The sequence below is a fragment of the Nostoc sp. GT001 genome (assembly GCF_030382115.1).
Lineage (GTDB): Bacteria > Cyanobacteriota > Cyanobacteriia > Cyanobacteriales > Nostocaceae > Nostoc.
Genome location: NZ_JAUDRJ010000003.1, coordinates 6,907,900 through 6,933,438 on the forward strand (window position 1 = coordinate 6,907,900; position 25,539 = coordinate 6,933,438).

Consider the following 25,539-nt stretch of genomic DNA (forward strand, 5'->3'; position numbering starts at 1 on the left):
GAGGGCCGATGTAGTAGAGTTATTGTCTCTCACAACGACAACTCAAAAACTACAATCAGCCCATGTCCGATATCTTATCACTGCTACAATGCTTGCTACCGCAGATAAACGCTACGACGATGCGGCAATTGAACCAGATAATCCTGGCTATGTTAGCGATGAGCGGACGAGTCACGATGTTGGGAATTTCCCGTTGGGCAGGCATTGGTGGTAGTTATCGGACGATGTTGCGGTTTTTTCATACAGTAATACCTTGGGCTACATTGTTTTGGCTATTTTTCCGCAAGCATTTGTTCCGTGCGAATGAGGTATATTTGCTTGCAGGAGATGAAGTTGTAGTCAGTAAATCGGGTAAAAAGACTTATGGATTAGATAGATTCTTTTCTAGCCTAGCCAATAAACCGATATCAGGATTATCTTTCTTTGTATTATCATTAGTGAGTGTTGAACAGAGGCACTCGTTTCCGATTCAGATAGAACAGGTAATAAAGAAAGATACTCAAACAAAAAGTACCTCGACAATCGAAAAACCAAACAAAAAAGAAAAGCGTGGGCGTGGACGACCAAAAGGAAGTAAAAACAAAAATAAAAAGGAAGTGATATTAACATCTGAATTAATACTAATTCAGAAAATGATTGGTTCACTATTCAAGTTATTAGCTAACTCTATTTCCCTCACCTACTTGGTAGTAGATGGTCATTTTGGTAACAACAATGCTTTGCAGATGGCACGTCTTGTCAACTTGCAGATAATTTCCAAATTGCGCCATGATTCAGCATTATACTTCCCTTATGAAAATCCTGACTCCAGTAAGCGCTCTCGTCGTAAATACGGTGATAAGCTAGACTATCGTAATATACCTGACAAATACTTATGTAAAAGTGCTATTGAGGATGATATTCAAACTGATATTTATCAAGCCACTCTTATTCACAAAGAATTTGCCCAAGCTCTCAATGTAGTGATTTTGGTCAAAACCAATCTTAAAACTAATGCTTGCAGCCATGTAATTATTTTTTCTAGCGACCTAACTCTGTCATTTGAAAAAATTATCGACTATTACAAACTCCGTTTCCAAATCGAGTTTAATTTTAGGGATGCCAAGCAGTTTTGGGGATTGGAAGATTTTATGAACCTGAGCCAAACTGCCGTGACTAATGCTTCTAATTTAGCATTTTTTATGGTCAATTTATCCCACCATCTTCTCGCTGATTTCCAGCAACTCAATCCCGGTTCTGGCATTATTGACCTTAAGGCTTACCATCGTGGTTTTCGATATGTTCGTGAAATGTTAAAAATGCTTCCCGAAATCCCTGAGCCTATTTTATTAACCCAGATTTTTGCCAAGCTTACTTCTTTAGGACGTATTCATCCCGTTTCCACTGGCGTTGAACCCTCGTAAATTGGCAGAGGTATTGGGATTAATAACCCAATTGATTTGGTTGACAAGTAACCAAAGGGTGCGATCGCAGCTACGATCGTACCAATCAACAAGACAATTTTGCGATCGCGTTCATCGGCTAACCGTCCCAGCATCGGGCGAGATAGCAATAACCCAATGGCAAAACTGCCCATAACAATCCCAATTTCTTGCTTGCTTGCGCCCACATCATCGATGTAAAGCGGTAGGGTTGGTAAGAGCGAAGATATGCTTGACCAGAATAATAAACCTGCTGTAAATAAAATCAGCATTAGGAGTATGGAAAATCAATACTTTCAGCCTCTAGTCCATTAAAAATGCTCAACTGATGCTCATTTACCTTATTCTCAGTATTTGAGCATTAAGAATTGATATATTTCCATACTCAGCATTGATGCTCAATAGATGCTCATCCTTTGAGGGAAGAGAGGTAAATTTACCTCTATCCCATGTTCCCACAGTTCCTTCACTGATGCTCAACAGATGCTCATCCTTTGTGTAAGTCCTGTAATTAATTACAGGACTTTCTATTGTCGAAATCTCAGCGCCAGGTATCGGAATGCCTATAAGTGGCAGAAGTTTTAAAGAGTTTGTTCTAGCTAATAACCCAAGTTGCTAGTTACTCTTATGGGCGATCGCATGAATTGAGTGATATATAACAAGTGCATATCAGTCGATAACCCGCAACTTGGGTTAATAGAGCGTTTGACGTAAGTTGTATGAAAAGTGAGGTATGATACGTCAACGAATCACGGTCAATCAAAATTTAACAATTATTACCTCATTATTTTTCGCTCCCAAATTCACTTCTGATTCCCCACCCGGTTGTCCTGAATATGGATCTCCGTCATAATCCACCGCCAATTGTATATCAGCCGCCGACAATTGTATATCAGCCGCAATTCCTCCTGAAAGAGCTAAAGCTTCTTCATCTGAAAGCTCGTAAAACACTTCTTCGCTTAGATCCGTGATTAAAAGCTTTGCGGCGTTTTTTTCTGTTCGCATGACTCATTCCTCAACTATACACACATAGAATAACTGCTTATTAAACACTTGTAAGCTGCTTTTTTCAAACATCCTACCTTTCCTACTTTTCCCACCTTTTACAACTCCCGCTAATCTTACCAACGTCTCTCAATCATTAGTAATATCTTTCACACCCTATATCCGTGAAGTGTCACCCTTGAGTGACCATATTTGCCCTAAGTACTCAGACCTTCCCTTGCGGTCGCCCACGGTGTACTCAATACCGCACCTAGAACACCGATTCAGTATTCAAAGTTATGACGAAAAAGCTCAGTTTCTTTGGGTTGCAACAAGGAAAATTTGGTTTTAAAAGACGTAAAAATAGGATGTCTCTGTCTCGTTTTTTATTACTGAATCGGTGTTCTAGTGAATACAAGCCCTGTGTACACTGTGACTCCCGCCAACCGTTCTATTATTTCCTTGGCATCAAGTACTTGCTTTGCTAGATCAGAGTTAGCATCAAATACAGCCTTGGCTTCGACGAATAGCTCTTGCTGGATGTTTTGTAACTCACGCTTTTTATCAGACAATTCATTCTCAAGCGTTTTAATTTGTTGACGCACTATTACCTCGTTAGACTTCAATTCAGCAGGTTACGCCGCAGTTCGGTGTCAAAGGTATTAAATACTTTCAAGGTAGATGCAATTTAACTAGTTTTTTGTCATTTATCCTTTGTCATTTGTCCTTCGTAAATGACCAATGACCAATACAACTCTTGGAGAGGCTGTTCGCATTCTCTCAGTACAAGTGACTGATAACCAATACCCAATGCCCAATGCCCAATGCCCAATGCCCAATACCCAATACCCAATGCCCAATGCCCAATGACCAATGACTAATGACTACTATTGTTACCTTACTTAACATTTTTTGCTACCACCTCTCGCACGCGATAGATAGGCCGTCCTTGGGATTCGTGGTATGTACGCATGAGTAATTCTGCCAAAAGTCCGAAGCAAAACAGCTGCACTCCCGTTAGTAGCAGCAGAACTGCCAAAATCAGCAGAGGGCGATTGCCAATCATCTCACCTAAAGCTAATTTGACGAAAGTCAAGTAAATTCCGATCGCAGTTCCCGAAAACATTGAAATCAAGCCCAACAGCCCAAAAACGTGCATCGGACGGGTGAGGAATTTTTTCATAAACAGAATGGTTAACAAATCCATCAATACCCGGAATGTCCGCCAAATTCCATATTTACTACGACCGAAGCGGCGGGCGTGATGACGTACAGGTATTTCGGTAATTCTAGCTCCTTCGATGTACGCCAAAGCGGGTAAAAATCGGTGTAATTCTCCGTAGAGATTCATATCTGCCAAAAGTTCTGCACGATAGGCTTTCAGCGAACAACCATAGTCATGAATATTCACGCTAGTGGTGCGGCGAATTAGCCAATTGGCAATTTTGGAAGGAAGTAATCGATTTACAGCACCATCTTGGCGTTTTTGCCGCCAGCCACTCACCAAATCGTAACCATCATCCAGCTTTGCTAATAACATGGGGATATCAGCCGGATCGTTCTGGAGATCGGCATCTAAAGTAACGATCGCTTTCCCTACTGCATAATAAAATCCAGCAGCCATCGCCGCAGTTTGTCCGTAGTTGCGACGCAAAATTACCGCCTTTAAATCAGTGCGGATTTGCGCCTCTTTTTTCAGAAAATCCCCAGAACCATCTGTAGAACCATCATCTACACAAATGATTTCATAATTTACCTGACTAGAAGATAAAGTAGATGCGATCGCTTCTAGTAAAAGTGGTAAACTCTCCACCTCGTCATGTATTGGTACTACCACCGAAACATCTGGGACAATTGCTGAAATCGCCCCATTTTCCTCACTACTCCTTTCGGAAATCAACCCACTCCTCATAAGTTTCAGCGCCCTCAGCGTCTCTGTGGTTCGTAACTCTTAAAAACTCTACCAGCACCTCGCAGCTGCTGATAGTACGACTGACTAACCGCATCTCCCTGTTCCGAGAGAATATCAATGCCGATCCCATTCCGTCCCTGTTCTTTCCCAGAACTATGGATATAATAACCATCCGCCAAATAAAGCCCGACATGGGTGGCTTTTTGGCTAGTTCCAAAAAATACCAGATCCCCGGCTGCTAATTCTGTAATCGTAATTGGTTGAGTGAATCCTTCCTGTTGATAGGCATCTCTAGGTAGCCAAATACCCACCGAAGCAAACGCCGCTTGCATTAACCCAGAACAGTCATAATTTGGCCCAACCGTACCACCCCAAAGGTAGTAATTTGATTGTTGCATCGCTTTTTGGGTAAAGGCGATAATCTCTGCTAGGAGTTTTTTAATCTCCGATTCAGAAAATGTTGCAGCCTGATAAGCTACAGTAGCAGATTGTAATGAATCAAAATCTGAAAGAGATACCCATCCCGGATAGTCATCTTCACATAAATACACCTCAACCGCCGAATTTTGATGATTTGATGTTACCCACAAATGTCTCCCAGATGCAGCTTGAGTTGCTAAACGCGTACATTCAGGAGAATCATATAAATTCAGGTCAGCTAAACACTGATACTCCCCTGATTGTGGATTTTGGACTTCGGCTTCGCTCAGTCGAACCATTTTGGATTTTAGATTAAAGGACATTATTAGAGAATGATTTTTTTTAATAAAGACGAACAACTCGAAAATCTTGGTAATGGCATTTTAGATGCAACTTGGGCAGCATTTCCGACCTTAGCACGTAACCAAATTGCCTTGACTTGGGTTGTTTACGATCCACCAGTGCGAGTAAATACTGGTGGGGCGCTGACTCCCAACGCTTTTTGGGATCACCCAGTTCGTGGTTTCACTTATCGGGGTGTTGAGCGGATTTATCCTGCCAGTGTAGTCAAGCTATTTTACTTGGTGGCGGTAAACGAATGGCTAGAAAAAGGCATGAGTCAAACCTCCAAGGAGTTGGAGCGAGCTTTGCGGGATATGATTGTCGATTCTAGTAACGATGCTACCAGCTTGGTTGTGGATATTTTGAGTGGTACTACATCAGGGCCAGAATTACCAATCGGCCCCTTTGAAACCTGGAAATATCAGCGTAATATTGTTAACCGCTATTACCAATCTTTGGGTTGGGAAGAAATGGAGACAATAAACGTCTGTCAAAAAACTTGGGGTGATGGCCCTTATGGACGGGAACGGGCGTTTGTGGGAGAGTTACTAGAAAATCGTAATATGTTGACCACAAATGCGATCGCTAGGTTACTGCATAGTATTGTAGGTGGAGTGGCGGTTTCAAGTGCGCGATCGCAAGCAATGATGGCTTTACTGAAACGTCCTCTCAACGATTTGCCCACTGACACCGAGGAAAATCAAGTGACAGGTTTCTTAGGCGGTGGACTGACTGAAAATGCTCAAATTTGGTCAAAAGCAGGTTGGACAAGTCAAGTTCGCCATGATGCTGCGTATATTGAGTTACCAGAACAGCGCCCTTACCTTTTAGTGGTATTTACTGAAGGGAAAGCCCAAGCTAAGAGTCGGGATATTTTGCCTTTTGTTTCTGGGCGAGTTGCCGAAGCGATCGCTAGTCTATGATTTACTCTCCTTATCCATCTTTTTTGGATATAAAATGCGGTAGGGACACACAGATGTACTTGGTATCAACTTAAGCCCAAATCCCTTTAAAACCTCGTTGCCAGCCTTTGCGCTGGAAATGCTGCTCCTGGCGGCNAGAACCGCCAGCAAGAGAGGCGGAGCCTCTAGGACGGCATTCCCAGTTGCAGACTGGGAACGAGACAATTTAAAAGCTGGNNNTAGGATGACTTTTACGTTAAGTTGACACCAATTACAGATGTATTACCCCATTATTTCAACTTAAATTCGTCAAACTTCAAGACTTCCGAGTCAGGCTTGCGAGTATCAAAACGATAACTGCTTATCGTACCCGTCCCAGTATCAAAGATACTAAAAACCGTAATATCATTACTCGCAATATAAGGTATCGGCTTTCCATCTTCACCTAACAAAGGGGCAATTGTTGGTACTATCGGTTCTAACCCATTGGGATCGCCAAGCTTAACATAATCCTCTTGATATCCAATTGGCACTTCTCGCTTTCTATCACCCCAAGCAGCACCGTAAGTATTACCTACATTAGATGTTTCCAAAAAGTGCATTCCACTGGAACTAACAAAGCGGTTCCATAAATGGGAATGCCCATAGAAGACCAATTGCACATTAGCCGCATCTAATAAAGGAATAACATCACGAATGATATAATCTGCGTCTTTGGGATACTCGTAACGCACTGCTTTGATATTGCCACTATCGCGTTTAATTATCTGTACTGGTTCTGTATAAGCAGGAACTATATTATCACCCAAAGTATGGGGCGGATGGTGGAACATCACAACTTTGTATTTTGCTTGTTGAAACTCAGGGCTGTTAAGTTCCGACTCTAGCCAATTATATTGCTTGCTGCCTTTAGCAATTGGCTCATAAATCACCTGTCCATAACCCCAATTTTCAGGATTATTTAAATCCTTTTCAGCTTCTCGATATCTACCCTTAAACTTTCCATCTAATTTGGGAGTTCGCCACATATTCGTAATGTAAAGTACTACCAAACGCGTATCACCAAAACTAACTGCATAATACCTTTTTCCACCCTCTTTACTTTTTGGTAAAGAGAAAATCTCTTCATAGGTATTAGTATTAAAAGAATTATCGATTAAAGATTTATCTGGATAAATTTTTTGAGCGACGACACGAGGAATTGTATCATCAAATTCATCATTTAAACTTCCCGTTCTGGCAAAGCGCCCCATCACCTCATGATTGCCAATGCAAGTAAACATGGGTGCGTGTTGAATTATTTGTCCACCAGTGTAGGTTGTTTTAACACCATCGTGGGTTATTTCATATTTAGCACGACCTTGTAAGCCAGGAAACAAAGCACCACCAACATTATCATCAAACCATTCTGAGGCGCGATCGCTAACATTGACCAAATCACCTACAAACCACACGCCATCAACTCGTCCAACTGTTTCTACCACCTTTTGCAGATTTGCCGCTGTCATCGGCTTTAATTGATGATCTGAGGTCAGTAGAATTTTTAGTGGTGTATCTGATTTGGGAGTAGCTGCAAGGCTGAAAACATCACTGTCAACACTTTTGCCATCTTCTTGCACACTCGTGACACGATAGTTAACCCGCACACCAGGAGTTAACCCAGTTACCTCAGCCTCATGTCGCCAAATGTCCCGCTGAACGGGTTTTTGATAAACTTGTCCGTCTTGGGTTTGGTTTGCAACTCTTGATTGTTGGTCTTCACGTGTGCGACTGAGTTTGGTAGTACTTGCCCTAGCAGTTTGTTTAAGATTTTCGCCGTAGGTTACTGTGTGATTAACACCAGCAAATTCAGTAAACCAAACTACTTGCACTGAAGTTGCTGTTGGCAATTGCAAAAAGGGGTCGGTGAGTAGTTGGGGTGCTGATGTCATAATTGTTTGCCCAAATGAACGCACGCTTACCAGAGTAAAGCATATAACAACCACAAGCATAACTACTGAGAAAATTTTACGGCGGCTTTTGCGTCTGAGCATGAGTAATACACCAAATTTTAGGCGGCGTTGCTGAATTAAGGAATAGACTTCTTGCATAAGTCGGTAAAAGGGTAAGGGGGAAAGGGGAAAGGAACAATAAAAACCTTTTCCCTTTAACCTTTCCCCTTTTCCCGCCTCTTGCAAAAATTACTTTTGCAAGAGGTCTAATGATTCTTGTGGGGTGAGCATCCTGTCCGCCCGGAAATATAAGGGACGCTCATGTTGCCCATCCCACAAAAATAGTAAAATCATCCCGCAAAAAATGTTTATTTTTTGAATTGGTATAAGTTAACAAAAATTAGAATGCATAAATGCTCAAACTTGAAAAACTTTGCCAGAGTAGAAATAAGGGTTTTGACATTTACCTATGTGCAATTAAATGACTCAAATATTTGAAGGTGCGACGAAAACAGACAATTATATCCGTGTTGCTCAACTTGCAGAAGTTCAGACAGCAGGCAGTTTGTTAGTCCATAAGGAAAAGCATACGATTGCTTTGTTTTACTCAAATAATACAGTTTACGCAATTGATAACCGTTGTCCTCACATGGGCTTTCCCTTACAAGGAAGCACTTGCAAAGATGGTATTGTTACCTGTCCTTGGCATTATGCCCGCTTTGACCTTGCTAGTGGTGGAACCTTTGACTCGTGGGCAGATGATGTTCCTTGTTTCCCGGTAGAAATCCGTGATGGTGAAGTTTGGGTAAATTTAGCACCACCAGTTAATCCTCATGCTCACCACCGCCAACGTCTGCAAGACGGTTTAGAGCAAAATATTTCTTTAGTGATTGCAAAATCAACGCTGGCACTTTTAGATATAGGAGTGAACCCGACAGAACCATTTCTCATGGGGCTAGAATTTGGCACTCGTTATAACAAAGCGGGTTGGAGTAAAGGTTTGACTATCCACACCTGTATGATGAATCTACTACCTTATCTCGATGTAGAAGACAAACCTCGTGCTTTATTCCACGGGCTATCGGCAGTAGCTAATGATAGTGCGGGGGCACCACCAGAGTTTGTCGTTCACCCATTACCCAACTCGAAAGTAGATTTTGCGACTCTCAAAAGCTGGTTTCGCCAATTTATTCAAGTACGGGATGCGGAAGCGGCTCAAAGATGTTTAGTATCTGCTGTTCGTTCGGGAGCTAATTCAAAGCAAATAGCAGATATGTTGTTCTGTGCTGCCACGGATCGGCGCTATCTTGATATTGGGCATACGCTTGATTTTATCAATAAAGCATTAGAAGCCCTTGATACTATAAATTGGCAAGCAGCAGAATCAATTCTGGCTAGCCTAGTTTCGGGTTTAGCCAATGCTTCTCGGATGGAAGAATCCAACTCCTGGCGCTACCCTGTAGATTTGGTGGCAATATTAGAGGCGGCTTTTGAGCAATTACCAACTGTATTAAGTGTGGGAAAATCTCAACAAGGAAGTTGGTCACAACCAGAGGAACTAATACCAATTTTATTAGGTGAAGACCCACAAGCGATCGCAGACTCACTATTGAATGCACTGAAAGCAGGTTGTACTGAAGAACAATTAGCTGGCGTAGTTACTTATACAGCAGCATTACGAGTAGCTCGTTTCCACACTAATAATGACTTTGGAGATTGGAATTCAGCCCACCATCCATTCACGTTTGCAAATGCCGTACATCAAGCTTTACAAAGAGTACCAACAGTCGAACTACTCAGAGGTGTGTTTGATGCGGCGATGAGTGTATATTTAAATCGTTTTTTGAATGTTCCACCAGCACGCCTGCCAGAACCCAAAGACATCGGGGAAAATCCCGAACAATTACTCCAGCAGCTACCGGATTTATTAAACCGTCAGCAGCAAGTAAACCAGACAGGGCAATTAGTTGCTAATTATTTATACAGTGGTGGTAGTGCTGAAAGACTGATGGCAAAACTGGGGAAATTGATGCTGCGAGAAAACCGTGATTTTCATGTCATTCAAGAAATAGAAGCCGCTTTTCGTCAGTATTCTTTGCTCGGTCAAACTTCGGCTGGAATTCATATACTAGTGGCTGCATCTCGATATTTAGCCGCTCATTCTCCGACAATGCGATCTCAAGGACAAACTTATCAAATTGCGGAACGTTTACATCAGGGCGCTCGCTTATTTGAAGAATCGTGACCTAAGCATTACACTTTTAAGACGGGATAAATCGCGTCTCTACATGAGGGTTTTGTTACTCATTCTGAACTGTATTAGGATGGGTTAGCGATAGCGTAACCCATGCAGATGTTGGGTTTCATGCCTCAACCCAACCTACATATGTCTTATATGTTAATTAGTCCCGCCTACTTACTTAATAGTATTTTTATATGCAACAGAAAACTTTGCGGTTCTAGAAAAAAAGGAGCCTAACTTAGGCTCCTTAATAAAAAAGTGGTAAAAGAATTGTGACTACTTAACAGTCACCTTACCGCCAGCTTCTTCGATCCGCTTCTTAGCATCTTCAGCGGCATCCTTAGCAACACCTTCTTTAACTGCCTTGGGTGCAGCTTCCACCAAGTCTTTAGCTTCTTTCAGACCCAAACCGATCAATTCCCGGACAATCTTCAGCACGGCAATCTTCTTATCAGCTGGAACTGATTCGAGAATCACTTCAAACTCGGTTTGCTCAACAGCTTCTTCAGCAGGAGCAGCACCACCAGCACCAGGCATCATCATCATGCCACCAACAGGTGCAGCAGCACTTACACCAAAAGCTTCTTCAATTTGCTTGACTAACTCAGAAGCTTCCAGCAAAGAAAGAGTTTTTAGTTGTTCTAAAATTTGATCGGTTGCAGCAGACATTGATATAACTCCTGTAATTTTGATTATTTATTTGTCATGGGTCATTAGTCTTTGACTATAGACTGTTGACTTTTGACTGATGAACCACGAAGTCTATTCAGCAGCAGTTTCAGTGCTACTATCACCTTCAGCAGTGCTTTCGGTGCTGCTATCTTGGACAGCAACGGTTTCGGTGCTACCACCACTTTGCTCTTGGTCGGCCACAGCCTGCAAAGCGCGAGCCAGCGAACCAGGAACTTCGTTGATACCCACAGCAATCTTGGTAGCCAAAGCGTTGATAGCCCCAGCAATTTGTGCAATGAGTTGTTCCTTAGATGGCAAGTCTCCTAGTACCTTGACATCAGGTTCTTTGAGTAGGCGACCTTCCAGTACACCACCGCGAAGTTCTGTCTTCTTGGTGACTTTTTGGAATTCTTGGTATGCCTTAATTGCCGATGAAAAATCTTCTTTTACCAGCAAAAAGGCGGAAGAACCATTGAGCAATTCCGACATAGGTTGCCATTTTTCATCATCTTTAATGGCAATGCCCATTAGGGTGTTCTTCGTAACCTTACAAACAGTACCAGTGGGACGCAGCCGCCGCCGTAAATCGCTAATTTCAGCAACAGTTAGTCCCTGATACTCTATTACCAGTGCCAGAGTTGACTCACTCAAAGTTTCTTTGAGGTCAGCTACTATTTCTTTTTTATTTTCTAGTGTTCTACCCATTCCAATCTCACCTCCTTAAAACAATCGGGGAAGTGCCCTAGTTGTGTGTTTCTTCTCAACCTGAACCCAAACAACAAACCCCAGCTAAGTTAGCCGGGGTTGAGTAGTAAGACTCGTGATGCCATAGTTATCACACCTTTATGGGTGGTAATTCTGACAATTAGAGTTTTAACCTCGGCAGGATATTAAGTTATTAGCACCTGCTGTCTCCGGCTTTGCCTATTTAATTTAAAGTTAGGAGTGAGTAGTTAGGAGTTAGAAGTTTTATTCTTAACTTCTAACTTATAACTCATAACTCTTATTAACTTGCTTGGCTCAGTTTCAAATCTCGTAGGGCACTGATATCAACTTTAATTGATGGCCCCATAGTGGCTGACACATAAAATGTGCGCCAATAACGACCTTTAGCTCCTGAAGGACGGTTACGGTCAATCGTCTCCTGCAATGCCTTCAGGTTGACTAACAAATCTTCAGGCGAGAAGGTTGTCTTACCAAACATAACATGGACAATACCAGTTCGATCGGCCCGGAATTCTAATTTACCTGCTTTGAATTCTGCGATCGCACCTGCTAAGTCAAATGTTACGGTTCCACCCTTGGGCGACGGCATCAAACCACGCGGCCCAAGCAACTTACCCAGCTTTGCCACCTGTGGCATCACATCGGGTGTGGCAATCAGCTTGTCAAAATCCATTCTACCTTTTTGGATTTCGTCAATCAGTTCTTCTGACCCAACTAAATCAGCACCAGCGCTGCTGGCTTCGTTTACCTTTTCGCCTCTGGCAATCACTGCCACGCGGACGATTTGTCCTGTACCTTTGGGTAGTGCTACCGTTGTCCGCAACTGTTGGTCTGTATACTTGGGGTCAATTCCCAACCGGATATGCGCTTCCGCAGCTTCGGTAAATTTAGCTGTTGCTGTGTCTTTAAGAAGGGCTAAAGCCTCTAGGGGATGATAGTCCTTATCTTCTACTTTTGCTTGCAGACCCTGCAAACGACGCGATATTTTTGGCATTTTTTCTCCTGGGGTAATTCCGAAGCCTAGCCTCTCCCCCGATAAAATTTTGGATTTTAGATTAGGAAGTTAGGAATGAGGAGTTACTAATTTAAAACTCATAACTCATAACTCATAACTTTCTTAGTCTGTGACTGTTACACCCATATTTTTAGCCGTTCCTGCCACAATCTTCATTGCCGCTTCGATATCATTGGCATTGAGGTCGGGGAGTTTGGTTTGGGCTATCTCTTGCAATTGTGCTTTGGTTATTGACCCAACCTTCTTTTTGTTGGGTTCATTTGAGCCTTTTTCAACTTTCGCCGCCTTCCGAATCAGTACTGATGCGGGTGGGGTTTTGAGTACGAATGTAAAACTCCGGTCTTCAAAAACCGAAATTTCTACAGGTATCACCATTCCAGCTTGGTCTGCTGTTTTGGCGTTGTACTCTTTACAAAACATCATGATGTTGACACCATGTTGACCCAATGCGGGACCAACTGGCGGTGCTGGGTTGGCTTTTCCAGCATTCAGGGCCAGTTTAATGACCGCCACTACTTTCTTCGCCATTTGTATTTAACTCTGTTTCTCTACCTGATTAAATTCCAATTCTACTGGTGTATCCCTGCCGAAAATTGAGAGCAAGGCTTTAAGTTTACTCCGTTCTGGAGAGACTTCAATCACCTCGCCTTCAAAGTCTTTAAATGGACCAGAAAGCACCATTATCTTATCACCAGTAGCCATGTCAATTTTGACAACAGCTTCTTGTTCGCTGGTTTGTTTGAATATACGTTCAACTTCTGAAGAACTCAGTGGTATGGGGTTGACATGACCGCGACCCTTGCTGCTACCACGTTTTTGTTCTGAACCGACAAAGTTAATTACATGAGAGGTGTTGCGTACCACCTGCCAAGTATCATCATCCATCATCATCCGCACTAGCACATAACCAGGGAAAACTTTTTCTTCTGTATGCTGGCGACTGCCATCTTTACGGATTTTCACCGCTGGCGTCTGCGGAATTTCTACCTGGATAATTTTGTCAGCTACATCAAAAGTTTGAATGCGTTGCTCTAAGTTAGTCTTTACACGCTTTTCACAGCCTGAAGCTACTTGTACTGCATACCAGCGTGCTTCTTTTGACGCTGCTTCTGCTGCTTCTGCTGCTTCTGCTGTTTCTTCTGACTGCAACATTGAGTTGCGTGGTTCATCCGTTGCAAAACTCATTAGAACACCTGTTTTGCTGCCCAAGCAAACAATCCATCGACCAAGTATATCAAAGATGCGGAGAGTGCCACCATTAACAACACAGCGGCGGATTCGCTCACTATCTGTTTCCGACTGGGCCAAACTACTTTTTCAAGTTCTTCTTTGGTTCCCTGTATGAAGTTGCCAAAGCTAAACCCATTTGTGGTTTCTGGCAATTCTGCTTCACTTTTTTTGGCCACGACCGTTTATCCCCCGTTTCTTATACTAGATCCTGTTTAATTGTCATCTAGGTTTTGCAGTTTCGACTTTATTTCACTTACTGGAAGTACTGGAAGCAAAACAACTGCAAATACAATAAGTTTACCCGAAATTATTAGCGCTAACTGCTATGTTAGCAGTTGCGTAATTATTTCGGGCTTTGGTTTTTTGCTCTTGAGCGCGCCCTGGAGGACTTGAACCCCCGACATCAGGTTTTGGAGACCTGCGTTCTACCAACTGAACTAAGAGCGCACAAGCTGTTTTTGATTCAGTGATTGCGCTGAACTAAATTTCAGTTTAACGCAATATGCGATTTATATCATACTTTAATTTTGTTGGGAAAACAAGTCAGCGGCAGATGCCGCTTGCAGCTTGAGATTTCTCCCATAATGATTGCAGGACGAATCACAAAGGGCGGTCAAACCGTTGCTTGATTCGGGTTGCCTTACCTACGCGATCGCGGAGATAATAGAGTTTAGCACGGCGTACCTTACCGCGACGTAACACTTTAATGCTGTCAATCCGGGGAGAATGCAACAGAAATACCCGCTCAACGCCCACGCCTTGAAAAACCTTACGAACTGTAATAGTTTCGTTGATGCCGCCATTGCGCTTGGCAATCACAACTCCCTCGTAGGGTTGCACGCGGTATTTTTCGCCTTCCTTGATTTTCACTCCCACTTTTACAGTGTCGCCCACATAAATGTCGGGCAGATTCGATTTTATCTGTTCCGCTTCAATGGAGCGGATAATCTCTTGAGCGTTCATAGTCTTTCTGTCTGCTTAAAAAAAACTCACGATCATCAATGATAAATCGATAATCCTATTTCAGTCTACTTGTTAGGATTGATAATTGTACTGATACAACAGCTTAAAGATCGAAGCTATATTGCAGAATGCCGTACTACAAAGGAAAAATTTATGAAATTTAGTATTGTCATCAGTACATATAATCGCTTGAATTTGCTTAAAAGAGCAATTGATTCGGCTCGTAACCAAACAATCGAGTGCGAGGTGGTTGTTGCTGACGATTGTTCTTCAGATGACACCCAAGCCTATCTCAAAAGCTTAGGGGACAAGGTTGTTTACCATCGTAACGAAATTAACCAAGGTCATGCAGCAACGGTAAATGCTGGAGTTGCTAAAGCTAGCGGCGACTGGATTAAGTTTTTAGATGATGACGACTATTTAGCACCTAACTGCATAGAAGAGATGGCCAAGGCGATCGCACTTCGTCCCGATGCTGTAATCTGCTCTTGTGTGGCGGCTCAGGTGGATGGCAATGAAGTTGAACTCTCTCGCACCCCTCAAGTTGGCCCCGGTTTAGCTTTTTACATCCCCCAAGCCGATATTCACTACGGGATGCTTCTAGAGCTTGTACCCTTTGGCACACCTGTACAAGTAGCTTGTCGACGTGATGCTTTCCTGCAAAGTGGTGGTTGGGACTCCACACTCGATGCTAACTGTGATGACATCGATTCCTGGATTCGGATTGCTCAGTTTGGGGATGCTATTTTCTTCAACCAGTGTCTTGCTTACCGCACTATCTGGCCGGGTGCGTATAATCAAAAGTTTTCTTTGTCTCGGCGGTTGACGACAAATATTTTGATGAAGGAGAAAATTTACGCCTTGGTAAATGAGCAACATCGCTCAAAGATTCCCGTCTTTCAGGATATAAAAAATTACCTGAAACTCCATTGGCTTTTAGTCGCACTGAAACAAAAAAATCTCAAAAGTTTTCTTTCAATCATAGATCCATCAATACTTTCTCCTCGGTCTTGGAAATTTTTGCTAAATGCTATTTCATCACGCCGCTCTCAGGGAAACAATTCTCAGGTTCGTAAACTTGTATTGATTGAGTTTTACTATGATGTCTGGCAAAATGCCCAAAATCAAAGCGCCAGTCTTCAGAATTTAGAATTAGATTCTGTGCCACTGGTGAACTTGCCTGTCAGCGCTCAGTCAAACTCTGAACGCTAAACGAGGACGTTACTACCAACTACGAAATTTGTCGCAGTGAAATTATCCAAAGTCGCCAAGGTGTAAAAATAATAATAAAGAAGTACCCGATTGCAAAAATTATATTTTGCCATCAGACCATGTTATTTGTATATGAGGTGGGAATTGTGGAATTTGATTAGAAGTGTGGAGGATGTAACGTTGCCATTTTCTCACCTCAAATTAAGGTTATGAGTTCAACTAAAACTGACTGAAGCTTTATCATTACTGGGCTTTCACACAATTATTAACAGTAATAATGAATTATTTGTTACCATTAATTTTTTTCTTTATCATCAAGCACAATGCTGTTGTTATAAAGCAGTATTTTAAAAAAGCTTTTATTCTGTGTTTTGGCTGGTGTGCTGTACTAGAGTTTCGATACTAAGTATTGGGAAATATAAAATTTGAGATAACAGATTCAGTCTTCAGAATTTTGAAGTTTTACCCCGATTTATCGAGCCGTTACTGAATAAGTCTTTAAGCTAAGTAACTGGTAATAAGCGCTCTTAATCAGTAGAAAGTGGTTAATTTTACGCACTACTGACTACTTTTGAGTTGTCGCTGAAGACCTCAATAATTATGTTGGTTGATTTATACTCGGTTACTTATCTTTATTTTTTATATACATCTCAAAGATTATGCGAATCATACATATTTTGAACCACGTTCAAGAAATAGGTAACGGTATTGTGAATGTGGCTGTGGATCTGGCTTGTCTACAGGCAAAATCTGGTTATGAGGTAGCGGTTGTTTCTGCTGGTGGAGAATACGAGGCTTTGCTAGAGCTTTGTGGTGTCAAACATTACCACTTGAACCAAAGCAGAAAACCGCTAAATACGATTAAAGCAGCTATACGTTATCGAGCGATCGCGAGCTGAATTTCAGCCGGATATTGTTCATGCCCACATGATGACGGGGGTAATATTAGCACGTATTTTTAAAGGAAACAAATATGCTTTAGTTTCTACAGTCCACAACGAATTTCAGCGTGCCAGCCTACTAATGGGTTTAGCTGACAGAGTAATTGCTGTCAGTAAAGCTGTATGTGATTCTATGATTAGGCGTGGTATTCCAGAACATAAGTTGCGGGTAGTATGTAATGGCACTTTAGGTAGTCCCCGCACCCGACATATACAAGATTATCAACCTTTACCATTACAGCATCCAGCGATCGCCACTGTAGCCGGGATGTATCAACGCAAGGGAATTGCTGAGTTAATTGCTGCCTTTGAACAAATTGCCTCAGATTTTCCCCAAGCCCATCTTTATTTGGTAGGAAATGGCCCTGATAAACAGCTATTTGAAGCACAGGCAGAAGCAACTTCTGTAAAAGAACGCATTCATTTTGAAGGCTTTCAACCGGAACCTCAACGCTATCTAATATCTTGTGACATATTTGTGCTGGCTTCCCACCGTGACCCTTGCCCTTTGGTACTTTCGGAAGCGAGAGAAACTGGAACTGCGATCGTCGGAACTCAGGTAGACGGGATTCCTGAAGCTTTAGACAACGGGCGAGCAGGTCTTTTAGTGCCAGCAAAAGATAGTCATGCTTTAGCTGAGGTTTTAGTGCAACTACTGAGTAATGCCGAGATGCTGCAAGAGTGGAAACAGCGGGCAAAGAAAAACCTAGAGAGGCTGAGTGTTGCCCGCGTCCATCAGGAAACAATGACAGTGTATCGTGAGTTAATTACAGAATGAGGGCGTTAGGAGTTAGGAGTTAGGAGTTAGGAGTTAAGAGTTAGGAGTTAGGAGTTAGGAGTTAGGAGTTTTGTTTATCTCCTTGTCCCTTTGTCCCCTCATCTCCCTGCTCCCTACTCCCTTTAACAGAGCGATCGCTTTAATTTTAAAGCTACGCCTAAAGCGCCAAAAACTAGTACACCCAAAACATTAGCTGATTCAGGAACAGATGCTGTGTAATAAGAAGCCACTCTGATCGGCCCATCTTTATCTTCTTGGTCTGCTGGAATTGGTGGAATGATTCCAGCACCTGGCGCTAGATTAGGCAGGGAAGCGAATGGATTGTAAAACAGGCTTCCGTTTGGGATGACGCCACCACTAAAAGTGATAGTACTACCAGCAATGGTAATGTCTGTAAAAATATCCTTTAGATCGGGGTTAGCAGAGTTACCAATCTTCCCATCTCCATTAACATCTCCCCACTCCACTGTTTCATGATCAAATGGTGGAGTAGAATTCGGATTACTATAGGACAGCGTTTTTAAATCAAAGACCAAGCTTTTTATATCGTATCCGGTAGCATTTAGAAAGTTATTAGCTACATCTGGGACACCATATTCTATTACTTCCCCTGGTAAAAATCCTGTAAGGGTTCTTGGTTTTTTTGCGTAGAGTACATCTTGATTTTTAGTCGTCACAATGGGTTCTACAAAGATGACGGCTCTTGCTGGTGTCGAAGACAAAAAACTAATTCCTGCTGCTCCGAGAACAGACAAGGCTATTTTTGTGGCAATTCTAGTCATATTTGTGTCCTTTGGATATTGATTCGCAGAATGCTATACCGGATGGTCTAAATCAAACAGCAAAAACTCACTTTGAAACTGCTATCTATCTGCTAGATAAATAGTGGTTAATGTGTTTTTGCTCACTGAGTTGATATCTACTCATAGGTTGATTTATAAAGCAATTCTTGTAATGCTTTATCATGATAACTAGTAATTTCACGCAATCTTTATAAAAAATCCAAATTATAACTTATACATTGACAGATTAGACAATATGTGAGTCATAAGTAATTACTCTGACTGCTAATCGGGAAAAAGTTTTACAGAAAATTCAACAGTTAAAGCACAAGTTGTAATCAAGGCTTTAATCTTGTTGATGAGCAAATTTATAACCACCCCAGAGAGAAAGAGCGATCGCGATCGCCAACAAAATCGGTATGCTGTACCAAGGAAACTGAGACAAGGGTAAATGAGCAACTGCACGCAGTCCGATGCTGGCGTAGGTTAGTGGCAGCAGGTAAACTAAAACTTTGAGAGCCGCTGGTAGTGTAGCAGGGTCAAAAAAAGTCGCTCCTAAAAACGACATGGGGATAATGATAAAGTTATTGTAGAGTCCAACTGATTCGAGCGATCGCACACTCAACCCTACAATCACCCCTAATCCAGCAAATACCGCACAATTCAGCACCACTAACAGTAAAAACAGTGGGTTGAGAAAATTCCAGTTTCCACTAAACAGCAGCGCTACCAAAATCACGGAACCGGAAGTCATCAAACCCCGCACGACTCCCACCAGCATTTTACCGATGTACAACGCTAAAGGATTTATGGGAGTTAACAACAATTCCTCAAAGGTTTTGGTAAATAGTCTGTCTCCACAAATTGAAAATGTCGTTCCAGCAAAGCTAACTGTCATCGACGACAGCGCCACCATTCCCGGTAATATAAATTCCAAATAGTTGTCATAGTTACCACTAATTCCCGAACCTGGTTTGATGGAACTACCCAAACCCAAGCCAAAAGCTAAAATATATATGAGTGGCGATATTAAACCTGATGCAGCAACTGGTAGAATTCTCACGCGTAAATCTAGCCAATCTCCCCAAAAAATAGTCAGACTATCAGCCAGGAAGATTTGAAGTTGTGAATTTTTGAACCTCTTGCCCGAAGGTAGCGCTCTTTGAGATGTCACTTGCTTTCAATTAGTTATTAAAATTTCATGAAATCTTAATTTACATTGTTTTACAGATCAATTACTAGGGGGAGCAAAAATATCTCATCCGAAAAATTGGAAATTAACAACAAAAGTTAGATATTTTAAGCATTCTGACTAGATCAATTGTGAAAACTAAATTAGCTATATCTGATAACAATTAAAAGTATGAAAATTTTGTCCCAATATCTAGACAAACTAGTATTCTTTTCATTGAACAAGAATATCACAGAGAAAATCACAGGCAATTACAGTCAAGAATAGGCATACTGAAAGAGGGAGAAAAAATTTTAGACTACTCCCTCCCAAATCGGCGTGAAGGTGATTAAGCAACAATGAGACGTAAATCTACTGGTAGATCGGCTACTACTTCTAAACCCTCTATTTTCCAATCCCCTCTATTTAACTTCACCACCATCGCAATTATGGGAGGGGTGTTGATTTTGGGAATTGGGATTGGGATTGCTTTTAGTTCTACAGCCACGTTGTCCTCATCAAATGTGGCTTCCCGTGACTTCATTGACACCAAAGCACCAAACCCTGAAATTTGTGTGCAGTATGGAGCTAGTGCGATGGTGATGGACGCTAGACTGTTTGTTACTCTCAACCCCTTTAATGTTTATGTTGCCCAGCCGAATATGCGTCCTGGATGTGTGATCCGACAAAATAACTGGGCGCTTTTAGAGAACCGTAAACTGGTGACATCCGATCAGGTTAGAGATTGCAAAAATCGCCTGAACACTTTTGGTTTTACAGGTAACTTGGATAGTGACAAACCTGATATTAGATGTATATATCAGAATGAAGCTGCTCAAAACTTCTTCAACGCTCAACCGGGAGCAGTTGGAACACCTCAAGAAACGGATAGATTTTAGATTTGGGTATTGGGTATGAGAGGCAGAGGAGCAGAGGGGTAGAGGGGAAAAACTTACTGCCACTTCTCCCTTGCTCCCCTGCTCCCCTGCGATCGCATCTTCAAAATCAGATCATTCGTACTCATCACGTATAATGGTCAAACCTAAAGCTTTGTAGGCACTCAGCATATTATTAGATACCGTGGGTGCTGTTACTAGGTAAGTCAGGGCATGAATAGACTCCACTAGATAAGGAGCAGCGGTGTCTAATTTTTCTGCTGTCACTAATCCTACTACCTCAGCCGATCCAGCAATCATCGCTCGTTTGACGTGGGCTTCGTCTAGGTTAGGTACACTAATCCCAACCTCTGGATGTAAACTGCAAACTCCCAACATGCACAAATCTGCACGAATCATCCGCAATGTCTCAATTGTGACACTTCCGACATTCACCAAGGCTTTTTTATAAAGTTGTCCACCTAACATCACAACTTCTATATAGGGATGTTCTGCTAAAGCAACTGCTATTGGTGGACTATTTGTGATCACTGTTGCGTGCAAATCTAGAGGCAAATGACGGCTTACTTGGAGAGTTGTTGTACCTCCGTCTAAAATCACCACCTGTCCCGTACAAACTAATTTTGCTGCTGTCCGAGCGATCGCTTCCTTTTCTTTTGGCGCTTGCTTTTGGCGATCGGCATAACTAGCGGTGGCTGGAGATTTGAGGAGCGCTCCCCCATGAACGCGTTGCAATAGTCCCGTTTCTGCCAGTTCTCGCAAGTCCCGGCGAATCGTATCCTCAGAAACTTTGAGAACAGCACTAAGTTCTGTCGAAAGTACCTTTTTATCACGACGCAGAATTTCTAAGATGAATTGTCGTCGTTCAGCAGTTAGCATAATTAATTTTCCTGAAATTGCGTTTTTGGGCTTGAAATTGCGTGTTTGTGATTTTATACTTATTGATATGCAAGTTTTTGTACGTTAATCCGTAACTTCAATTGAATTCAAGCACATTCATGCACAATTGAATTTATTGATTTTGGCATTTGATGAAATCACACGTTTCCACAATGGTTCCGAGTGGTTGGCTTGAGATTGGATAATTGTTGCCCAATGGGGGTTTTAACAATTTTTTTTAACGTGAGTTCGATGAACCTCTCCCTCCCAGCCTCCCTCTCCGAAACGGAAAGGGAGGAGAAACGCAAAATTAAGCTTTTTGCTCCCCTCTCCGCGTCGGAGAGGGGCTGGGGGAGAGGTCAAATAAGACTTGTCGAACTCACGTTTTTTTAGTGCGATCGCGCCTTCTGCTTGTTCAAATTGTTTTTTATTCAATCAATAAACCATGACTATTATTAATACCCAATTTCCAATCGATCTCGGTGCTTACCAATTTTTAGCGCTTAATCCAGCAAATTCCAGCCTTACCGCTCAACAGCGAGAGGCTCTAAAAGCGAATATTCAACTCTGCCGGGATGCGATCGTCTTTTTTACGGCGACTGGCGCTGCTAGCGGGGTGGGTGGCCATACTGGTGGGCCTTATGATACAGTGCCAGAGGTAATGATCCTCGATGCCTTTTTTCGAGGGGCATCGGAGCAATTTGTGCCGATTTTCTTTGATGAAGCAGGACATCGAGTCGCCACCCAATATTTAATGGCAACGTTGCATGGTGACTTACCTGCCGAGCAACTTTTACGTTATCGCCAAGCACATTCCCATTTACCAGGACACCCCGAATTAGGGCTAACTCCTGGTGTAAAATTTAGTTCTGGCCGCCTGAGCTATGTTTGGCCTTACATCAATGGTGTGGCAATGGCGAATCCAGGCAAGGCTGTTTTCTGTCTCGGTTCTGATGGATCGCAGCAAGAAGGAAACGATGCTGAAGCTGCTCGCTTGGCGGTTGCTCAACATCTCAACGTCAAGCTGATAATTGATGATAATGATGTAACGATCGCTGGACATCCTTCTAAATATTTACCTGGTTTCACTGTCGCCAAAACCTTAGAAGGTCACGGTTTAAAAGTACTTCAAGGAGACGGAGAAGACTTAGACGATTTATACCATCGCATTTGTGAAGCCGTGAATACTCCCGGAGCGATCGCTATTATCAATAAACGCCCGATGTGTCCTGGTATTGAAGGTTTAGAAGGTTCCACTCATGGTCATGATGTCATTTCTGTAGATTTAGCACTTAAATATCTAGAATCTCGTGGACAAACTGCGGCTGTCGAATACCTTAAAAGTATTGAGAAACCCAAGCAAACATATACATTTCTGGGTTCCAGTGACAAATGGGGCGCTAACCGCAATGTATTTGGTGAAGCCGTGGTGGGTGTCCTCAGTCGCATGAGTGAGGCGGAGCGTAAAGAAAAAGTCAAGGTCATTGATAGTGACTTAGAAGGCTCCTGCGGTTTGAAGAAAATTCACGATACATACCCAGAAATATTTATTCCTTCCGGCATCATGGAACGGAGCAATTTCTCTGCTGCGGCTGGATTCGGGATGGAGAAAGGTAAGCAAGGTATTTTTGCGACTTTCAGCGCCTTCTTAGAAATGTGTATCTCAGAAATTACAATGGCACGGCTGAACTATTCCAATGTTCTGTGTCACTTTTCCCATGCGGGTATAGATGATATGGCAGATAATACCTGCCACTTCGGTTTGAACAATATGTTTGCCGACAATGGCTTGGATGATGGCTACCAAACACAGTTGTACTTCCCAGCAGATATTAATCAAATGACAGCTTGTGTAGAAGCCATATTCTTTGAGCCTGGACTGCGGTTTATTTTCTCAACCCGTTCCAAAGTGCCCAATATTAAAGACAGCAATGGTAATGACTTCTTTGGAAATGGTTACAAATTTGTTCCCGGTAAAGATGAAGTTATAAGAGAAGGGACGCAAGGCTACATCATCAGTTTTGGTGATGCTCTCTACCGTTCTCTAGATGCTGTAGAACGTCTGAAGCAAGAAGGGTTGGATGTTGGTTTGATTAACAAAGCAACTTTAAACACCATTGATGAAGAAATAATTACCAAAGTTGGTAACGCTCCTTTTGTGCTTGTAGTAGAAGCCTTCAACCGTCGGACAGGCTTAGGTAGTCGTTTTGGTTCTTGGCTACTAGAGCGGGGGTTGACTCCCAAATATGCCCATCTCGGAACTCATAAAGAAGGTTGCGGCGGTTTGTGGGAACAGTACCCATATCAAGGTATTGATCCAGCTAGCATCATCAACAAGGTGAAGGAGTTAGTTGGAAAAAGGTAATTCATTTATTAGGGCATAGCGCATAGCAGGGGGGCAGCACTTCGGCTACGCTCAGTGACTCGAGGAGCAGGGGAGCAGGGGAGCCTTTCTGGGGCAGGTTTTTTTTGATTAGACAAATTTTTGGGATTTTAAAACCAAAACCATTGTCTGAGAACTTAAAACTACGTTCAATAATTGAGAACATTCTCAACTATTTATCGAAAGCCTAAAAGCCTGCCCTTGAAAGAGCAGGGGAGCAGGGGAGAAGTGGCAGTAAATTTTTCCTCTCTGCCCCTCTGCCCCTCTGCCTCTCTGCTTCCCTGCCTCTTCTCCATGCTCAATTCTCAATTTTTATTTAGTTTTGGGTAGAGGTTGACCAAACTCGATTACCTGGGGTTCGGGATCATTGGGGATTGTTGGAACTGGAAATTCCGACATCCCGAAAGGAGGAATGTTATTTAAATTGCCGGGTTGATTTGGGAAAGAAGGAGGGGGAAGACTCAAAGCAGGTTGTTGAGAGGATGTATTTGGAGTTAAAGGAGGCACAGTCACAAAAGGCTGCCCTGAGTTAGTAGTAATTGTTGAGGGCAGTTCATTGGATGGAGGCGGAACTGTGAGTAAGGGGGATTGTGGGTTAGTAGTTACCGGTAGGTTATTAGGCGGCTTTTGGAGCGTTTGAGGTTGTTTTTTGGCTGAAGGAGGGGAACTTCCTGACTTTACGGCTGTAGTTTTACCAGAAATAACCGGACGTAATACCCAGCGAGTGGAATTTTTTCGGGAAACGGGTTGCAGTTGTACCTTTTTGGGATTAAAAACAGCCCCTGCTGCTAAATCTAAGACAATACGTGTATCGTTTGCGTTGAGTTGAGAAATGCGAATGCTTTTGATTGCTCCAGAATAATTTTGTTGCGTGGTAACTTTGCCCAACTTAGTATTCGGTAAATCTACAACCAAACGAGAGGGTTGAGCTAAATAGAAATAACGAGGGGTTGTGGCTGCTGAGAGAGTGATTTCGAGTTGCTGTGTCTTGGGAGAAAAACGCCAATTATTTAGCTTTGCCCCTGGTGTAGCAGCAGTAGTGAAAGTTTCGAGGGCGATCGCTGCATAAAAACTTAATATACTGATGCTAAATAACTGCTTGCCCCATTGATGAAATTGCTTAGTCTTTAGTCCCTGATCCATTCTGTTTATTTGCTCCATAAAACCCATACAATGCACTTACATTGCTGTTTACTTCGCGCTTCCAATCCTGTAGACGCGATGAATCGCGTCTCTACCAATCCCCCAATTCAATTAGCTTTTTGAGGCACAGCAGTAAATTTCAGAGTTTGTGGAATACCATTTACGGTTAATTGACCTGTCATGTTACCTTTATCCACAAGTTGCATTTGAATTGTGACTGAGGTTAGAGGATCATTTTGGGGGCGAGGAATATTACAAAAGATTGATTTACCAACTTTTCCAGATAAATTTAATTGTTGATTTCTGAAGATGCCTGCCAGAGAGTGCTTTTCGTCAGTGTCGGCGTTAGCGTTTGCCGATAATACAGAGGCATTTAAGTAAATACCTGACTGCTCAATGTTTAACGTCAGAGTATCCGATTTTTCACAGTTAGGCAAATTCTCCGCTAGGGTTAGACGATAGCGACCGTTAACTGGCAAAGGAGCCTTGAGATTGTTTTCTCCGTAAACACTGACAGTTTTAAACAACAGTAGCACTGAAGTTATTGCTACTCCGTAAAAAGCCAAAGATTTCAAGTTGAAATGATTCATATTC

The 25,539-nt window shown here is 42.4% G+C and carries 24 protein-coding genes, 1 tRNA gene, 2 pseudogenes and 1 other annotated feature; of the genes and pseudogenes, 8 read left to right on the plus strand and 19 right to left on the minus strand.

Translation table 11 applies throughout. The features are described 5' to 3' along the window. Positions 1 to 62 precede the first annotated feature (62 nt). Entirely contained in the window at positions 63 to 1,403 is a 1,341-nt protein-coding gene (locus tag QUD05_RS32245) for a transposase (RefSeq protein ID WP_289794346.1), read from the plus strand. A gap of 17 nt (positions 1,404 to 1,420) precedes the next feature. On the opposite strand, the pseudogene QUD05_RS32250 reads toward QUD05_RS32245, so the two are convergent. From QUD05_RS32250 to QUD05_RS32260, 3 genes and pseudogenes are all read right to left on the minus strand, one after another. Then, a pseudogene (locus QUD05_RS32250) lies at positions 1,421 to 1,693 on the minus strand (MFS transporter); the annotation flags it as partial. Between the two features lie 487 nt (positions 1,694 to 2,180). Further along, positions 2,181 to 2,426 (minus strand): hypothetical protein, encoded by a 246-nt coding sequence (locus tag QUD05_RS32255; protein WP_289799599.1) that lies wholly within the window; start codon positions 2,424 to 2,426, stop codon positions 2,181 to 2,183. 368 nt (positions 2,427 to 2,794) lie between these two features. Next, positions 2,795 to 3,010: a hypothetical protein gene (locus QUD05_RS32260; RefSeq protein WP_289799600.1), complete on the minus strand. Its 216-nt coding sequence runs from the start codon at positions 3,008 to 3,010 to the stop codon at positions 2,795 to 2,797. A gap of 136 nt (positions 3,011 to 3,146) precedes the next feature. On the opposite strand from QUD05_RS32260, the gene QUD05_RS32265 reads away from it, so the two are divergent. Next, entirely contained in the window at positions 3,147 to 3,275 is a 129-nt protein-coding gene (locus QUD05_RS32265; protein ID WP_289799601.1) for a hypothetical protein, read from the plus strand. A gap of 28 nt (positions 3,276 to 3,303) precedes the next feature. On the opposite strand, the gene QUD05_RS32270 is transcribed toward QUD05_RS32265, so the two are convergent. Next, positions 3,304 to 4,317 carry a glycosyltransferase family 2 protein gene (locus QUD05_RS32270; protein ID WP_289799602.1) on the minus strand — a complete coding sequence of 338 codons (1,014 nt, stop codon included), beginning with the start codon at positions 4,315 to 4,317 and terminating at the stop codon, positions 3,304 to 3,306. Positions 4,318 to 4,331: 14 nt separating this feature from the next. After that, positions 4,332 to 5,060 carry a C40 family peptidase gene (locus tag QUD05_RS32275; RefSeq protein ID WP_289799603.1) on the minus strand — a complete coding sequence of 243 codons (729 nt, stop codon included), beginning with the start codon at positions 5,058 to 5,060 and terminating at the stop codon, positions 4,332 to 4,334. A gap of 9 nt (positions 5,061 to 5,069) precedes the next feature. Between QUD05_RS32275 and QUD05_RS32280 the strand changes: the two genes are divergently transcribed. Beyond that, entirely contained in the window at positions 5,070 to 6,002 is a 933-nt protein-coding gene (locus QUD05_RS32280; RefSeq protein WP_289799604.1) for a serine hydrolase, read from the plus strand. A 269-nt stretch (positions 6,003 to 6,271) separates the two neighbouring features. On the opposite strand, the gene QUD05_RS32285 is transcribed toward QUD05_RS32280, so the two are convergent. Next, positions 6,272 to 7,912, minus strand: a complete 1,641-nt coding sequence (locus QUD05_RS32285) for a purple acid phosphatase family protein (protein WP_289799605.1) — start codon at positions 7,910 to 7,912, stop codon at positions 6,272 to 6,274. Between the two features lie 481 nt (positions 7,913 to 8,393). On the opposite strand from QUD05_RS32285, the gene QUD05_RS32290 reads away from it, so the two are divergent. Continuing rightward, entirely contained in the window at positions 8,394 to 10,157 is a 1,764-nt protein-coding gene (locus QUD05_RS32290; protein WP_289799606.1) for a Rieske (2Fe-2S) protein, read from the plus strand. A gap of 273 nt (positions 10,158 to 10,430) precedes the next feature. On the opposite strand, the gene rplL is transcribed toward QUD05_RS32290, so the two are convergent. The 8 genes from rplL to rplS form a co-directional block, all read right to left on the minus strand. After that, entirely contained in the window at positions 10,431 to 10,823 is a 393-nt protein-coding gene (rplL, locus tag QUD05_RS32295) for a 50S ribosomal protein L7/L12 (RefSeq protein ID WP_289799607.1), read from the minus strand. Positions 10,824 to 10,916: 93 nt separating this feature from the next. After that, positions 10,917 to 11,531, minus strand: a complete 615-nt coding sequence (gene rplJ / locus QUD05_RS32300) for a 50S ribosomal protein L10 (RefSeq protein WP_289799608.1) — start codon at positions 11,529 to 11,531, stop codon at positions 10,917 to 10,919. 63 nt (positions 11,532 to 11,594) lie between these two features. Then, positions 11,595 to 11,762: a sequence feature (ribosomal protein L10 leader region), on the minus strand. Positions 11,763 to 11,832: 70 nt separating this feature from the next. Beyond that, entirely contained in the window at positions 11,833 to 12,546 is a 714-nt protein-coding gene (gene rplA, locus QUD05_RS32305) for a 50S ribosomal protein L1 (protein ID WP_289799609.1), read from the minus strand. Between the two features lie 123 nt (positions 12,547 to 12,669). After that, on the minus strand, positions 12,670 to 13,095 hold the full coding sequence (gene rplK / locus QUD05_RS32310; RefSeq protein ID WP_099102703.1) for a 50S ribosomal protein L11: 426 nt from the start codon (positions 13,093 to 13,095) through the stop codon (positions 12,670 to 12,672). 6 nt (positions 13,096 to 13,101) lie between these two features. Further along, the gene (gene nusG, locus QUD05_RS32315) at positions 13,102 to 13,752 is read right to left on the minus strand and encodes a transcription termination/antitermination protein NusG (protein ID WP_094348919.1); all 651 of its coding nucleotides are present in this window, start codon (positions 13,750 to 13,752) and stop codon (positions 13,102 to 13,104) included. Next, the gene (gene secE, locus QUD05_RS32320; RefSeq protein WP_099102704.1) at positions 13,752 to 13,973 is read right to left on the minus strand and encodes a preprotein translocase subunit SecE; all 222 of its coding nucleotides are present in this window, start codon (positions 13,971 to 13,973) and stop codon (positions 13,752 to 13,754) included. The genes nusG and secE overlap by 1 nt, the downstream gene beginning before the upstream one ends. A 198-nt stretch (positions 13,974 to 14,171) precedes the next feature. After that, positions 14,172 to 14,244 (minus strand) — tRNA-Trp (locus QUD05_RS32325). 153 nt (positions 14,245 to 14,397) lie between these two features. Continuing rightward, positions 14,398 to 14,760 (minus strand): 50S ribosomal protein L19, encoded by a 363-nt coding sequence (gene rplS, locus QUD05_RS32330; protein WP_094348921.1) that lies wholly within the window; start codon positions 14,758 to 14,760, stop codon positions 14,398 to 14,400. A gap of 153 nt (positions 14,761 to 14,913) precedes the next feature. Here rplS and QUD05_RS32335 point away from each other — a divergent pair, with 153 nt between their 5' ends. Both QUD05_RS32335 and QUD05_RS32340 read left to right on the plus strand, forming a co-directional pair. Continuing rightward, positions 14,914 to 15,972 (plus strand): glycosyltransferase family 2 protein, encoded by a 1,059-nt coding sequence (locus QUD05_RS32335; protein WP_289799610.1) that lies wholly within the window; start codon positions 14,914 to 14,916, stop codon positions 15,970 to 15,972. Between the two features lie 659 nt (positions 15,973 to 16,631). After that, positions 16,632 to 17,691, plus strand: a pseudogene (locus QUD05_RS32340) (glycosyltransferase family 4 protein). Positions 17,692 to 17,813: 122 nt separating this feature from the next. Here the strand turns inward: QUD05_RS32340 and QUD05_RS32345 are convergent. Then, on the minus strand, positions 17,814 to 18,473 hold the full coding sequence (locus QUD05_RS32345) for a hypothetical protein (protein ID WP_289799611.1): 660 nt from the start codon (positions 18,471 to 18,473) through the stop codon (positions 17,814 to 17,816). A 346-nt stretch (positions 18,474 to 18,819) separates the two neighbouring features. Beyond that, positions 18,820 to 19,647 (minus strand): ABC transporter permease, encoded by an 828-nt coding sequence (locus QUD05_RS32350; protein WP_289799612.1) that lies wholly within the window; start codon positions 19,645 to 19,647, stop codon positions 18,820 to 18,822. Between the two features lie 356 nt (positions 19,648 to 20,003). Between QUD05_RS32350 and QUD05_RS32355 the strand changes: the two genes are divergently transcribed. Next, positions 20,004 to 20,543, plus strand: coding sequence for a DUF3172 domain-containing protein (locus tag QUD05_RS32355; protein ID WP_289799613.1), 540 nt, complete (start codon positions 20,004 to 20,006; stop codon positions 20,541 to 20,543). A gap of 111 nt (positions 20,544 to 20,654) precedes the next feature. Here the strand turns inward: QUD05_RS32355 and QUD05_RS32360 are convergent, their stop codons facing one another. Then, positions 20,655 to 21,419 carry a DeoR/GlpR family DNA-binding transcription regulator gene (locus QUD05_RS32360; protein WP_289799614.1) on the minus strand — a complete coding sequence of 255 codons (765 nt, stop codon included), beginning with the start codon at positions 21,417 to 21,419 and terminating at the stop codon, positions 20,655 to 20,657. A gap of 445 nt (positions 21,420 to 21,864) precedes the next feature. On the opposite strand from QUD05_RS32360, the gene QUD05_RS32365 reads away from it, so the two are divergent. After that, entirely contained in the window at positions 21,865 to 23,784 is a 1,920-nt protein-coding gene (locus QUD05_RS32365) for a thiamine pyrophosphate-binding protein (protein ID WP_289799615.1), read from the plus strand. Between the two features lie 330 nt (positions 23,785 to 24,114). Here QUD05_RS32365 and QUD05_RS32370 read toward each other — a convergent pair whose 3' ends face one another. Together QUD05_RS32370 and QUD05_RS32375 are read right to left on the minus strand one after the other, a co-directional pair. Continuing rightward, positions 24,115 to 24,945 (minus strand): AMIN domain-containing protein, encoded by an 831-nt coding sequence (locus tag QUD05_RS32370; RefSeq protein ID WP_289799616.1) that lies wholly within the window; start codon positions 24,943 to 24,945, stop codon positions 24,115 to 24,117. A gap of 107 nt (positions 24,946 to 25,052) precedes the next feature. After that, positions 25,053 to 25,535: a hypothetical protein gene (locus QUD05_RS32375; protein ID WP_289799617.1), complete on the minus strand. Its 483-nt coding sequence runs from the start codon at positions 25,533 to 25,535 to the stop codon at positions 25,053 to 25,055. Positions 25,536 to 25,539 lie beyond the last annotated feature (4 nt).

Excerpts from the sequence above, each read along its gene's own strand:
- QUD05_RS32370 (WP_289799616.1), bottom strand. The coding sequence starts at position 24,945 with ATGGATCAGGGACTAAAGACTAAGCAATTTCATCAATGGGGCAAGCAG.
- rplK (WP_099102703.1), bottom strand. The coding sequence starts at position 13,095 with ATGGCGAAGAAAGTAGTGGCGGTCATTAAACTGGCCCTGAATGCTGGA.
- rplL (WP_289799607.1), bottom strand. The coding sequence starts at position 10,823 with ATGTCTGCTGCAACCGATCAAATTTTAGAACAACTAAAAACTCTTTCT.
- QUD05_RS32270 (WP_289799602.1), bottom strand. The coding sequence starts at position 4,317 with ATGAGGAGTGGGTTGATTTCCGAAAGGAGTAGTGAGGAAAATGGGGCG.
- QUD05_RS32355 (WP_289799613.1), top strand. The coding sequence starts at position 20,004 with ATGAGACGTAAATCTACTGGTAGATCGGCTACTACTTCTAAACCCTCT.
- nusG (WP_094348919.1), bottom strand. The coding sequence starts at position 13,752 with ATGAGTTTTGCAACGGATGAACCACGCAACTCAATGTTGCAGTCAGAA.
- QUD05_RS32375 (WP_289799617.1), bottom strand. The coding sequence starts at position 25,535 with ATGAATCATTTCAACTTGAAATCTTTGGCTTTTTACGGAGTAGCAATA.
- QUD05_RS32285 (WP_289799605.1), bottom strand. The coding sequence starts at position 7,912 with ATGACATCAGCACCCCAACTACTCACCGACCCCTTTTTGCAATTGCCA.
- rplA (WP_289799609.1), bottom strand. The coding sequence starts at position 12,546 with ATGCCAAAAATATCGCGTCGTTTGCAGGGTCTGCAAGCAAAAGTAGAA.
- QUD05_RS32280 (WP_289799604.1), top strand. The coding sequence starts at position 5,070 with ATGATTTTTTTTAATAAAGACGAACAACTCGAAAATCTTGGTAATGGC.
- QUD05_RS32290 (WP_289799606.1), top strand. The coding sequence starts at position 8,394 with ATGACTCAAATATTTGAAGGTGCGACGAAAACAGACAATTATATCCGT.
- QUD05_RS32265 (WP_289799601.1), top strand. The coding sequence starts at position 3,147 with ATGACCAATACAACTCTTGGAGAGGCTGTTCGCATTCTCTCAGTACAA.
- rplJ (WP_289799608.1), bottom strand. The coding sequence starts at position 11,531 with ATGGGTAGAACACTAGAAAATAAAAAAGAAATAGTAGCTGACCTCAAA.
- QUD05_RS32360 (WP_289799614.1), bottom strand. The coding sequence starts at position 21,419 with ATGCTAACTGCTGAACGACGACAATTCATCTTAGAAATTCTGCGTCGT.
- QUD05_RS32335 (WP_289799610.1), top strand. The coding sequence starts at position 14,914 with ATGAAATTTAGTATTGTCATCAGTACATATAATCGCTTGAATTTGCTT.
- QUD05_RS32275 (WP_289799603.1), bottom strand. The coding sequence starts at position 5,060 with ATGTCCTTTAATCTAAAATCCAAAATGGTTCGACTGAGCGAAGCCGAA.
- QUD05_RS32345 (WP_289799611.1), bottom strand. The coding sequence starts at position 18,473 with ATGACTAGAATTGCCACAAAAATAGCCTTGTCTGTTCTCGGAGCAGCA.
- QUD05_RS32255 (WP_289799599.1), bottom strand. The coding sequence starts at position 2,426 with ATGCGAACAGAAAAAAACGCCGCAAAGCTTTTAATCACGGATCTAAGC.
- rplS (WP_094348921.1), bottom strand. The coding sequence starts at position 14,760 with ATGAACGCTCAAGAGATTATCCGCTCCATTGAAGCGGAACAGATAAAA.
- QUD05_RS32365 (WP_289799615.1), top strand. The coding sequence starts at position 21,865 with ATGACTATTATTAATACCCAATTTCCAATCGATCTCGGTGCTTACCAA.
- QUD05_RS32245 (WP_289794346.1), top strand. The coding sequence starts at position 63 with ATGTCCGATATCTTATCACTGCTACAATGCTTGCTACCGCAGATAAAC.